General features: G+C 43.9%; 9 protein-coding genes. All 9 read right to left on the minus strand.

The window, feature by feature from the left end:
• Positions 1–82 precede the first annotated feature (82 nt).
• The 9 genes from H171_RS09635 to H171_RS09675 all read right to left on the minus strand — a co-directional run bounded on the left by H171_RS09635 (position 83) and on the right by H171_RS09675 (position 13,083).
• Positions 83–1,225 carry an ABC transporter substrate-binding protein gene (locus H171_RS09635; protein WP_100304938.1) on the minus strand — a complete coding sequence of 381 codons (1,143 nt, stop codon included), beginning with the start codon at positions 1,223–1,225 and terminating at the stop codon, positions 83–85.
• 74 nt (positions 1,226–1,299) lie between these two features.
• Positions 1,300–2,316, minus strand: coding sequence for an ABC transporter permease (locus tag H171_RS09640; protein ID WP_100304939.1), 1,017 nt, complete (start codon positions 2,314–2,316; stop codon positions 1,300–1,302).
• Positions 2,317–2,334: 18 nt separating this feature from the next.
• A complete protein-coding gene (locus tag H171_RS09645; protein ID WP_100304940.1) occupies positions 2,335–3,828 on the minus strand; it encodes a sugar ABC transporter ATP-binding protein in 1,494 nt (497 codons plus the stop codon).
• A 152-nt stretch (positions 3,829–3,980) separates the two neighbouring features.
• Positions 3,981–4,997, minus strand: coding sequence for a substrate-binding domain-containing protein (locus tag H171_RS09650; RefSeq protein WP_157803136.1), 1,017 nt, complete (start codon positions 4,995–4,997; stop codon positions 3,981–3,983).
• Entirely contained in the window at positions 4,975–6,771 is a 1,797-nt protein-coding gene (locus H171_RS09655; protein ID WP_100304942.1) for a cache domain-containing sensor histidine kinase, read from the minus strand. The genes H171_RS09650 and H171_RS09655 overlap by 23 nt, the downstream gene beginning before the upstream one ends.
• The gene (locus H171_RS09660; RefSeq protein ID WP_100304943.1) at positions 6,772–8,343 is read right to left on the minus strand and encodes a response regulator; all 1,572 of its coding nucleotides are present in this window, start codon (positions 8,341–8,343) and stop codon (positions 6,772–6,774) included. It lies immediately after the preceding gene.
• Positions 8,344–8,820: 477 nt separating this feature from the next.
• The gene (locus tag H171_RS09665) at positions 8,821–9,687 is read right to left on the minus strand and encodes an AraC family transcriptional regulator (protein ID WP_166433602.1); all 867 of its coding nucleotides are present in this window, start codon (positions 9,685–9,687) and stop codon (positions 8,821–8,823) included.
• Between the two features lie 356 nt (positions 9,688–10,043).
• Complete coding sequence (locus H171_RS09670; protein ID WP_100304945.1) at positions 10,044–12,404, minus strand: ABC transporter permease; 2,361 nt, start codon at positions 12,402–12,404, stop codon at positions 10,044–10,046.
• Entirely contained in the window at positions 12,388–13,083 is a 696-nt protein-coding gene (locus H171_RS09675; RefSeq protein ID WP_100304946.1) for an ABC transporter ATP-binding protein, read from the minus strand. Before H171_RS09675 ends, H171_RS09670 begins: the two co-directional genes overlap by 17 nt.
• Positions 13,084–13,095: the final 12 nt, after the last annotated feature.

A 13,095-nucleotide genomic window follows, 5' to 3' on the forward strand; every position in this document is an offset into this window, starting at 1 on the left:
GCCGCGTAGAATGAAAGGAAAGCCATTTCCTAACTTCCTAAAAACAGGAACTGGAAATGGCTTTCTTTTCTTAAAATATGTTTTATTTATACAGACATGGCGCTACTTCTGCTGTGTCCATATTGGAGGCGTCGTACCATAGACAGCCTGTGTCTATATCGTTAACCGGTTGCCCGGTTGCCGCCTTTGCTGCCAGCATAACCGCCTGATATCCGATTTGTACCGGATTCTGGGTAATGGAGCCTGCCAGGATCCCGTTCTTTACGGCGTCAAGCTGAATGGAGCCGGAATCAAAGCCTACACCGATCACTTTATCCGATCCCAGCTTCTGAAGGCTTTCATTGGCAGTTACCAAATTCTTTGCAGTAAACTCATTTGAAGCATAAATGGCAATGAGATCGTTCTTATTTAACAACGTGCTGGCCACAATAACGCAGGATGCGTCATCCACGGTTGCCGGAATTCCCACATCAATAATCACCTTTGCCCCATCAGCCTTTACGTTGTACTTGTCATGTCCTTCCACCGCACAGTTGCTTTCTCCGATCAGGGTGCGCATCTTGTCAATAAAGCCTCCGGTTCTCTCCCCGATAGATTGGGAGGTGGCATCCTGAGAAACCACACCGATTCTTACTACCTGGGCGGGATCTGTTACCTGTTCCTTGATGATGTCGTACATTTTTTCAGCTGCCAGACCTCCTGCCACATAATTATCCGTTGCTGCATTTGCTACAATGGCGCCTTTTGGCGCATCTGGAACTCCGGAATCAAAGCCTACGATAGGAATGCCTGCCGCCTGAGCATTGGAAATGGCATCCAAAGACGACTGGGTATCAAGGGCTGCCAGACAGATGGCACTGGGTTGTTTATTAACCGCATTGTTTAATTGCTCAATCTGCTCAGCTACGGCGCTTTCATTGGCCGGACCTACAAAATTGGTGGATTTTAAGCCTAAATCCTTTGCCGCCTGCTCTGAACCCATCTTAACTGCCTTCCAAAAATCATGCTGAAATCCCTTTGCCACGATCTCTATCGAAATACTGCTGTAGTCGATCGTTCCGTCCTCTGCCGCCTTCGGACTTTCAGTCTTTGAAGTCTCTTCCTTCGGGGCAGGAGCCTCTGTAGAAGCAGGTGCCGGAGCCTGTGTCTCTCCGGAACATCCTGACAGAATTGCAGAAGTCATTGCCGCGCATAGGAATGCACCAAGTAATCGATTTAGTTTCATTTGAAAACCTCCCTAAATTTTTTTATAATTTCCCATTTTTAGCGGAAGATTAATTAATAATAGATGGAATCTCTTTAAGCCTTCCCCTGCTTTCTCCGGTTCAGCACATCTACAAAGACTGCTATCACAAGGACAAATCCGGTAATTAAAAGCTGGTAATGAGGCTGTACCCCTATAAAGGGAAGGCCGGTCTTTAAAACAGCCATGATAAATACGCCAATCAAGGTTCCTGCAATGGAGCCTACGCCGCCCGCCAGACTGGTTCCGCCGATAACAACTCCTGCAATTGCATCCAGTTCAAAACCGTTTCCCGTACCTGGCATCAGAGTGGAATATACGGCCGCATAGGATACACCTGCCAGACCGGCAAATAATCCACTGATGACAAAGGCCAGAGTTTCATATTTCATCACATCCACACCGGACAGCCGTGTGGCCTCTTTATTGCTTCCCAAAGACAGAATGTAGCGGCCCGGTCGTGTTTTATTCAGAAGAACAGCCATGGCCACAGCCAGAATGAGAAGCAATATAAAGCCTGTTGGTATTCCTGCCTGGGGAAGCCCCGGCGCTTTCAGCTTAAAAAGGCTTCGAAAGGCTCCTCCGGAAGCCGTTGCCTGCGGGAAGGTTACGGTAGCTGTATTGGTAACAATAGAGCCTAAGCCTCTGGTAATCATCATCGTTCCCAATGTGGCGATAAAAGCCGGGAGCTTCATAACCGATACCATAATTCCGTTAGCCAGTCCGAATAATCCTCCCAGAAGAACAGCCAGAACCACGCACACTGGCATAGGCAATCCGGCTTTGGTAAACAGAGTTCCCGTTATAAGGGAGCAGCAGATACAGGAGGTTCCTATGGATAAATCAATACCTCCGGTAATGATGACAAAGGTCACGCCGATTGCCATGATTCCGATATAATAAGAAGAATCCAGGATACTGATTATGGTGCTGTATTTTGCAAAATTTTTCCCAAAAAAACAGAAAAACAGGAATAACACAACTAATGCGATAATTGCGACTAATTTTTGAGTACCGATTGCCTGAAGCAGGCTCCCATGGTCTTTTTTTGCCTGATTGTTTTTATCTTCCATCTTTATAATTCCTCCTGGTTAATTTCTTATGGTTGCAGCATGCATGATCTTTTCCTGGGTCGCCTCATTAATGTTTATTTCTCCCGTCTTGCGCCCCTCACACATGACCAGAATACGGTCACTCATCCGAAGAACCTCGGTCAGCTCTGAGGAAATCATGATAATTGATTTTCCCTGTTTGACCAGTTCATTCATCAGCGTGTAGATTTCACTTTTCGCACCTACATCGATCCCTCTGGTTGGCTCATCAAAGATCAGGATTTCACAGTTTCTGGTAAGCCATTTGGCAATCACCACTTTCTGCTGATTACCTCCGGATAGATTTCTCACCTGCTGATGTACAGAAGGAGTTTTGGTCTTCAAGGCTTTCACATACTTCTCCGCTGTCCTTACTTCCGCCTTATTGTCAAGAAACAGCCCTCTGGTAAACTGCTTCACAGAAGACATGGTAGTATTTACCACCACTGACTTTTCCACGATAACGCCATACCGTTTCCGGTCCTCAGATAAATAGCAGATTCCGGCTTTTACCGCATCTTTAGGAGAACGGATATCCACCCTTTTTCCATAGACAAAAATTTCTCCGCTATCTTTTTTATCCGCTCCGAAAATAGCCCTGGCACTCTCCGTGCGTCCAGCTCCCATTAGCCCGGAAAAGCCCAGGATCTCCCCCTTATGAAGTTCGAAGCTTAAATCCTTTACGGCTCTTCCTACATTTAAGTTCTCCACCTTAAGAACCACCGGAGCATCCTCTGGTACGCTGCTTTTTGTCTTGGGTGCCTCATAAACGGTCCGTCCAACCATCATGCGGATGATATCATCCTTCGTACAGTCCTCAGTAATCAGAGTCCCCACATATTCGCCGTCACGCATGACGGTGACACGATCGGTGATCTGATTGATCTCATCCATCCGGTGGGATATGTAAATAATTCCGATTCCTTTGTCACGCAGATCCCGGATGATTTTGAACAGCTCATTGATTTCAGACTCCGTCAGGGCCGCCGTTGGTTCATCGAATACAATTACCTTTGCTTCTGTGGAAATAGCCTTTGCTATTTCACACATCTGCTGCCGCCCTACCGTCAGACGCCCCATATTTTCATTTGGATCTATTTTTATATTCAGCTTACGAAATAGCTCTGCTGCATCCTCTGCCATCCTCTTGTCATCTACAAGCCTCCCGCTCATCCTTTCTCTTCCAATAAAGATGTTCTGGGCGACGGTCAGATGATTCATCATATTTAACTCCTGATGAACGATTACGATTCCTGCGTCCTGGGCCTCTTTCGGGTTTTTAAACTGAACTTCCTGTTCTTCAAAAACAATGGTTCCCTCATCCCTGCTGTAAATGCCGGTCAAAATTTTCATCAACGTGGATTTTCCTGCGCCGTTTTCTCCCATTAGAGCATGAACCTCTCCCCGCTTCAGCTCCAGACTGGCCTTTTTCAGCGCATAAACCCCTGCAAAGGATTTATCAATATTCTTCATGGTCAAAATAACCTCTCCCACTGATCTCCCTCCGTTCCTCTACGTCTCTTTAATCTTGACTCAGTATATCAGGATAAAGTTTTTTAAAAAATCGAAAAACCTCCCAAAATAGGTTAAAATATTACTTTTTCAAGCATATTAACCCTTTTTGGAAGGTTCTTTTCCTTCACATTCTATTGGCTGTTGATCTCTTCTTTTTTCGTTGCCCTGCTTCCCAGAAAGGGAAACAACAGCTTTTCATTTTCTTCGGAATAGATATCCCCCACAGTGACCAGCTTGGAGCCAGAGTTTAAAAACAGATCGGTTTTTCCTCCTTTTATGCGTTTAACTGCCTCTTCAATTCCCAGATACCCCATATTAAACGGATTCTGAATAGCCAGCGCCTGATATACACCGGATTCCAGAAGCTGAATCTGAGATACGGAGCTATCAATTCCAAAGGTTTTCACCTTACCTTTGAGTCCCAGATCCCGTACTGCACTGGCGGCACCGAGGGAGGAATACTCATTAAATCCGGCTATAATATTGATCTCAGGATGCCTTTTTAAAAGCTGCAAGGTTACATCATATGCCTCCTGATAGATGGAATCACAGAATACCACTTCTTCAATAGCTCCAGCCTCTTTTCCCAGGCCTTCCCGTATTCCCTTCTCCCGGTCTATGGCTGTAGAGCTGCCTTTTACATGTCCTACCAGACCGATTTTGGGATTCTCCGGAAGAAGTTCCTTCATATATTCCCCCAGTCTTCTTCCAATTTCCACATTGTCCGTGGCAACAAGAGGAATGGACAAGCTTTCATTGATATTGGAATCAATGAGAATAACCTTAACTCCCTGATTTACAGCCTGTCGGATGCTAGAGGTAGTTTCCTCATAGGAGCAGGGACTGACTAAAATCGCATCCGGCCTTCTCCTCGCCGCCTCCAGTATCAACCGGTTCTGTCCTTCTACATCCGTTTCCGTTTCCGGAGCCATCAGGCTTAATTCTACGTTATACTCTTTAGACGCAACCTGGGCTCCCGCTATAACGGAGGACCAGAATTCGTTGCTCTCGTCAATCTTTTTGGGAATCAGAATAATCTTTGGCCCGGCCTTCTCTCCTGTTGTTTCATAAAGCTGATAGCAGATTCCAAAGACCGCTCCCAGTAAGAGCAGGTACGCTCCCAGCTTAATTCCTGTGCTCTTTTTCACTTTCACCGCCTCCCTCCATGTCCGGAATACGGACAATAGCAGCAGTTCCCCCGCTGGGGCTGCTTTCATAGCAGAGACCGTATTCCCTGCCATAATACAGTTTCAGCCGGGTCTGCACATTATACACTCCCACTCCATTTCTCTTATAGTTGACCTTATGCTTTTGAAAAATGGATTTCATCTGTTCTTCGGTCATCCCTTTTCCGTTATCCGTTACCTTCAATATAATATCCCTTCCCTCCGGGTAGGCCTCAATCCGAATAAGCCCCCTGCCGCTTTTATATTTAATTCCGTGGTAAATAGCGTTCTCAGCAAGCGGCTGCAATACCAGCCTAATCACCAGCTTCTCCATTATAGATTCATCAATGGCCATTTCATAATCCAGTTTGTCCTTATAGCGCATCTGCTGAATATCCAGGTAGTTCTTTACATAATCGGTTTCCTGCTTTATGGTAAAAAGCTCCTGATCACTGCTGATGGACCGCCTTAAAAGCCTGGCTAAGGCCATGGTCATATGGACCACCTCACGGTTCTTTCCGGCTTCGGCCATCCATACAATGGAATCCAGCGTATTGTAGAGAAAATGGGGATTTATCTGAGACAGCAGGGCCTTCATTTCATTCCTGCGTTTTTCCTCTTGTTCCCTAATATTTTCCGCCATCAGCTTCTGAATCTCATCTGCCATCATGTTGAAGGCATTTCCCAAAGTCCTGATTTCATGGTCAGGTATTCGGGTCAGATCCACCTGTTCAAAATTCCCTCTTTCCACCCGTTTCATGGACTCCTGCAAAAGAATCATGGGCTTTGTTATTCTGCGGGAAAGTATTGTCACGGCAGCGGTCAGAACCAGACACAGCAACAGGGTAACCAGAGTATAAATCAGCTGTGTCTGGGAACGGTTCTTTAAGAGCTCTGAAGTATAGGCCACTCCCACTACCGTCCAGCCTGTTTTTTGGGATTCCGTTATGGTATAGAGCTTCTGTTGCATGCCTTTTCCGCTTAAGAAATATTCCTCCCCGCAGTCAAGTACTTCTTTTATCTGTTCTTCCTTTAAGCCGCTGTAGATCAACTGCTGCTTGGGGTGGTAGAGAATATTTCCCTTCTTGTCCAGAATAAATACATATCCTCTGGTCCCCAGATCAATTCGTTCGCACTGCTCCTCAATGGCCTTGTAATTTAAATCAATAAAGAAAACTCCCTGATTTTTCGTTCTGCCCGTATACCTTAAGGGACTGCTCAAGGTCACTACCCAGGGGTATTCGTTCATGATGATGTTCTGCACCCGGGAAGATGAAAGAACCGTCATCCCTTTACTGGTCTCCAAAGCGTCCCGGTACCAGGCTTCATGGAGAATATACGCATAAGGATTTAAAGTCTGGGTTCCGTCATTTATCAGGATATTGCTGGGACCGGCCACGGCGCCAATATTGTAAATATCATCCCGTGTTTCCCTTACCAGCCGGAACCGTTCCAGTACGCTGCTTCTTAGCTCTTCCCTGCGGATCGGATCTCTTTCAGAAAATAAATACCGAAGCAGATCCTTATCGCCTGACATCAGATAGGAAATATTCTCCATATAATCAAGATAGGAATCTATGTTATGGTTAGCTTGCTCAATCAGCTGCATGGTGCAGTTTACGGAATTGTTTAGAACATTTTTTTCGGTATACCGGAAGGAAAAGACGTAGATCAGAAACAGGGCTGATAGAATGATGGGAAGGAAGCAGATCAGCATGCCGGAGCGGATGCTTTTAAATTGAAAACGGAACCTCATTTATCTCCTCTTTTCCTTTGCATATTCTGTAGGCGTCTTTCCGGTTGCCTTTTTAAAAGCAAGACTGAAATAATGGGGATCTCCAAACCCGGTCTTCTCGGCTACCTGATAAGTTTTTAAGCTGGTAGTTTCCAGAAGTTCTCTGGCCTTTTCCATGCGGGTATCACTTAATACCTCCAGGAAGCTTTTACCAATACAATCCCGGAACATGGCGCTGAAACGGCTGGGGCTCATAGCCAAGTAGCTGCACATGGACTGAAGATTTAAAGTACTTTCACCATAGTGGCTTCTAATATAATCTACGGCTAGTACCGCCCGCTCATTCCCCTTCTTATCCTTTACCTCTGCCACTGCATCTACTAGTCCTTCGAAAATATTCTCCAAAGCCGTCCGTTCTTCCTCCAGAGACTTTTTTCCGTCTATTTGTGAGATATATTTATTTACCTGCTCATACGCCTCAAAGCCTTCCATTCCCATAACTTCCAGCATGGATCTGGCCTCAGAGAGCGTATGAATGATGATGCTTTTGGCACGGTCCTTTTTTAAAAAGGATTCCTGTATCCGCAGGCAGAGTTTGAAAAGAGCCTCTCCGGCTTTCTTTTTTTCTCCTTCCCGGACCGCATTAAGTAAATCCTCCTGCAGTTTTTCCCATTCTTCAAAAACAGCCGCTTTCACAGCCCTTTCCCTGTACAGAATGGCTCCCGCCTCCTGGCTGTAGCGGTATTCCAGCATATCCTCTGCCTCCTCATAGGACAGATAAAGCTGCGCCGTACTGTTTACAGGACTTCCGATTCCAATGGTAAGCCTGATACCTATACAATTATTTACGCTATCTGAGATTACTTGAAACAGTTTTTCTGCCTTTCCTCCCCAGCGTTCATGAAAGTTCCCGAACAGCAGAAAAACAAGCTGGTGGTCCAGTTTCTGAATCACATATCCAATACCTGATCTTCCAATAATTTCAGCTGCAATATTATAGACAGCAAAACACAGAAGTTCTGCAGACTCCTTATCCTCTCCCCTGATTTCCGCATCTCCGACAGCAACCATACACTTAGAGCCACTTAGGGCAATGCCATAGGATTTAAGCTCTGCCTCCAGTTCAGCAGCAGAACTATTCCCACAGATCAGGCGCATCAGAAGCTTTGACCTTAAAACCTCTCTATTTTTTAGCAATCTTTTTCTTTCCCGGCTTTCCTGATCCAGCTTTTCGCGAATGCCGTCAAGGGCCTGTCCCAACTCTTCAAGAGAAAAAGGCTTCAGAATATACTCTCTTACCCGGTATTTTAAGGCCTGTTTGGCATATTCAAAATTATCATAGCCGCTTAATATGACCACACAGATATGCGGATACTCCCTTGAAATCAGGCGGCTTAACTCCAGGCCATCCATATAAGGCATACAGATATCCGTCAGAACTACCTCTACCGGATTGTCACGGATGTAATCCATGGCATCCTCCCCATGCGGAAAACACCCCTTCAGTTCAAATCCCCTGCTGCTCCAGTCCATGGTTTCCTTTACTGCCTCACGGACTAAAAACTCATCATCAACAAGAACCACACGATACATAAACCTTCCCCATTTCTGACTCTCATTATAATACACAGAGCTTCTTTTGCCTAGAAAAAAACAAGGCTTAAGCAGATGAATCCTCTTAAGCCTTTGGTTTTTAGTTATTCTGTTATTTTGGGGATCCTCGTCAGTTTCTCTACGGACTCCCGGGCCTTTAAGTACACCGTAAGCGGTGGAACGGAAGCCGATCACCGGATATTGACCTATTGATCTGCTTGCCGCAATATTGTATCTTTCTAAATAGTTTTTTGATAAGTCTATTATACTATTGCCGCCATTTTGTTTCTTGTGATATAGTAGCAAAAAGCATAATAATATTCATATCTCTGCCAAATATTGCCAGAGAATAGAGAGAGGGACCAATAACAATAAACAAACTCAGCATGAACTCTTGGTTATGTAAGGTCATACCTACAAATGTTCACGACCCATATCGGTTTTTTATTCCCATTTGTTACGTATCAGCTTATTAAATTACAGAATTGGAACCCAATATTCTATATTACCGTTCCCGTCTTTATCCACAGATTCATCACTTTTCGTAAAATCATACATGGCATTTTCGTTGAATTGACAGGTAGACTGCGGGAACCACTCTTTATAAATATAATCTGCAACCGGCTGTAGAGAGTCTTGCGGTCTGCCAGTAAAGCTAAAAACCACATACTTGCTTGCTGGCAATTCCTTTGTTACCATTCCATCAGGTATTTTGAAAAAATCCGTAACCTCTGCAACAGCGTAAAAATCAAAGGCAGGCTGTCCATTTTCGCCGGAAAAATCTTTATAATCATTTAGCCCTATTAAGCAATTCCTATCAGAACGGTTAGCAATCTTTCCTTTATTGGCCTGAAGCCGTATCATACATTCACTAATAACAGCAAATCCGTTTTTTGTATTCGCGGTATATCCAACCAACAATATTTTCCCGCTTTCTATAGTCTTTATATCCATAATCATATCTCCTCTTAATTGTTTCTTTCCGTCTACGGTGAATTTGAGTTGTAAAGGGTAAAATTCACTTTTCTTTCTCAACGCTTGAGGACTACAATCAAAAAGTGCCTTAAACGCTACTGAAAAAGATTGTTGTGTTTCATATCCTGCAAACAATGCAATTTCCAGAATAGGTTGATTAGTAAAAATAAGTAATCTTGCCGCTTCGGTTAACCGCCGCCTTTGCACATATAAATGAACAGTAAAGCCAACAATACTGGTGAACATCCTATGCAAATGATATTTTGAATATCCAGCTTCATGGGCCAGGCTTTCTAAACTCAGTTTGTCTTCCAAGTGGCTTTCGATATAATCCACTATTCGAGTTATATTTAGTAGATTGTTGTCCACGTTTCCACCTCCTACGGCCATTATAGTAAAAATCGGATAGGCACTTTTCACATTTCTTGCTATCTTACCATTTTCGATTATTTCATTTCAATCTGGTAGCATGTTTTATGCTATAAAATTTGTTTATCTTTTTGACATATGGAATATGGTATTATTCCTTTTGCGTTTTTAATTCAAATAATAGGCATTCATTTTTTCTCCCTTACAAACACCCCCAACACCTCATACATGATGCTATTCAACTCACTTTAGGTACAATAATGCAATTTCAACTTACAATCGGGTGATTTTTATCTTACATTTCTGTAGGCCAAAATGGCCCCGTTTAAACGGGACCATTTTGCAACATGAAAATATTACTGTGCACTTATGGTATCTACAATTGACATATCGCGAATGCGTTTCACCGGGCCTCGTACAGCCAAGATAACGGATAATAAAACAACTGCTATAATAATGGTTATTTGTATGAATGGAATATTCCATTCTTCGCTCCAGTGAAAGGTTATCAGTTTAGCGTATAGGAACTTATTCAGCATTAACCCGACAACACTGCCGAAGATACTTCCTGTAATCGCATAGGCTGAGGCTTCCGCAACAATCATTTTTATGAGCTGGCGATTACTCAAGCCGATGGCACGAAATGCTCCATACTGCTTCATACGGGAGGAAACGCTCATGGCAAGGCTATTCACAATATTGAAGATGGTAATTAAAGCAATCAAAGCCATAAAACCATAGATAAACAATCCAAAAGAGTAATACGAACCTATTACGCTGCGATTACTGGAGCGCTTATCAGAAAAGGTGACCTCCGTACCAACCATTCTATGAATTTCATCAACATCAGCTTCCGTTGCGTTCTTAGATAACTGCAAATCAATAATTGTATAATCCGTTTCGCCGGTCAGCTGCAGAAAAGTATTTTCCGAACAGATCATTGTTCCTACGTCAGGGGCACTGTTAAAAGGACTGGCAGAAAGTGAGCCGACGATTTTTATATCCGCCGTTTGCCCATTTATGTGCAGAGTAGCCGTATCCCCAGTTTTTATGGTATTTTGTGGTTTAAAAACAATCAGACCGGTATTGCTTTCCTGTTGGACGGTATCTAAAGATCCCTCCAGTAAAGAATTCTTAGCCCATCCAAATTGGTTTTCCTCATAAGAAATCAAATCCACCTTTTTTTCCTGTCCATTCACCGTAACCGGTACATTATAGGCAAACTTTCGTCCGTATACCCGTTTAACCGCCGGATTTTCCTGAAATTCCCCTAACAAGATACTGCGAATCGAACAGGTACTATCCGGGCTGACAATGGATAAATCCGGTGTCCATGGCTTTAAGGGAGTAAGCGAATGGTGCATAAAATCAATTGTGACCGAAAATGCTAAAAAAAGCATAATACTTAGTGAAAAGGAACCTACCATCAAAACAAAATTCTTCTTACTGGCTTTTGCATGATGGAAACCAAGAGCTGTATCAATCTTAAAAAGTGTAGTATTTGCGGCTTTGCGCACAGGTTGTAAAGAATTCGCATTTCCGGATACGGCTGCCAATGGCGAGACTTTAGCGGCTCTTTTCGCCGGGGAACGAGCGGCCAGAAGAACCGTCAGGATACCTACACTGATACCGGCCACGATACTAGGCAAGCTTATTCCAAATGCTGGCATTCCAGCAAAATATTCCGGACTGAGAAAACGTAGTATGGCGCACAAGATCCAAATAACAACGGCTCCCGTGGAAATGCCCAGCGGAATTGCGAATTTACACCATCCAAGGGCTTCCTTTCGGACGAATCGCATCACCTGCTTTGGTGTCGCACCGATACAGCGCATCATTCCAAAAAATTCGGTACGCTGTGCGACATTGCTGTTTAGACTGCTTGCAATCATCATAATGCCTGCCAGTAAAACCAATAGAAACAAGACAGCAGCTGAACTATAGATTTGAAGCATAAAAGAATTTCCGCTTTGCCCAAGCAATCCCAACAGCTTCGTATTTTCCGAAACCTGTTCGTCTGAGAGTCCAAGCTGAGACTTCATATCATCAATCGTATTGCGTATATTGCTATGAGTGGAAAACTGCACACAAAAGACACTGTTATACTCCGCAGGGTCACCATTCGTGACTCCGGGATACAGGGAACGAAACGCCTTGGTCGTCAAGCAAACCCCATAGGAATCTTCTTCCATCGTTTTAGCGCCATTATTCAAAAAGCCGGAAATCGTAAACTCATAGATGTTTCCGTCAGGCCCATCGACTGAAATCACATCTCCAATTTGCATACCAATCACTGTCTTTACGTTTTCGGTAACCATAGCCTCTTGGTCATCTTGCGGAAACGCTCCGTCCCGAATGTCTTGCGTTTGCATCTTGGTAATCCAGTCTTTATCACTTCCAAAAATAATAGCATCTTTTCCAGATACAGTATAGCCTTGATCTCCCCTAAAATTAAGGACACCATACCAGGAAGATGCAGTTACATCCGGTCGTGCAGAAATTAGAGCGGCTTGTTCTTCATTTATATTTCGCACCATTACATGCCAATTACCATCCTCCATACGGGCCTGCATAATCTGGCTGCGTATAAACATGTCAGCCATACCAAAAATAGCCGTAACTAGAAACACCGCTAAAACAATGCAGAATACAGACATTCTGTTCTGCCTTTTATGGACTTTTGCTGAAAGGGAAACAAGGTCAAGATAACTTTTCATTCTCTTTCCCTCCCAAATCCGTCAGCACACCATCCGAAACGCGCAGCACGCGATCTACTGACGTGGTCAGATGATTGTTATGTGTAATCATTAAAATTGTTTGCTGATAATGGCGCGATGCCTTGTCCAGTAAATCGATTACATCCTGACTGTTTTTGCTATCCAGATTTCCGGTGGGTTCATCCGCCAGAATCAGTTTGGGTCTTGTTATCAGCGCCCGTCCAATTGCAACACGCTGCTGCTGACCGCCGGATAATTGGCTGGGCAAGTGATGGCGGCGTTCTTGAAGCCCTAAGACTTCTAAAATCTCATTCACTGTTGACTGCTCCGGCTTGCGGTAATCCAGAAGAATCGGAAACATAATATTTTGCTCCACAGTTAATTCTGCAACAAGCTGAAAAAATTGAAACACAAAACCGATATTGCGCCTCCTAAAAATAGTACGCTGTTCCTCTTTCATGGAAAATAAATCTTTTCCGTCCATGTAGATGTTACCGGCAGTAGGGGTATCTAAAGCTCCAATACAATTAAGCAGTGTGCTTTTACCGGAACCCGATTCGCCTACCACCGCCGCAAATTCGCCCTGTTCTAATGTAAAAGAAACATCTTTTAAAGCATTTACCTGATTTTCACCCGCTCCATAGGTTTTTGATAAATGCTGTACTTTTAAAATATCCATATATTAAGTACC

This window comes from [Clostridium] celerecrescens 18A, assembly GCF_002797975.1.
Taxonomy (GTDB): Bacteria; Bacillota; Clostridia; order Lachnospirales; family Lachnospiraceae; genus Lacrimispora; species Lacrimispora celerecrescens.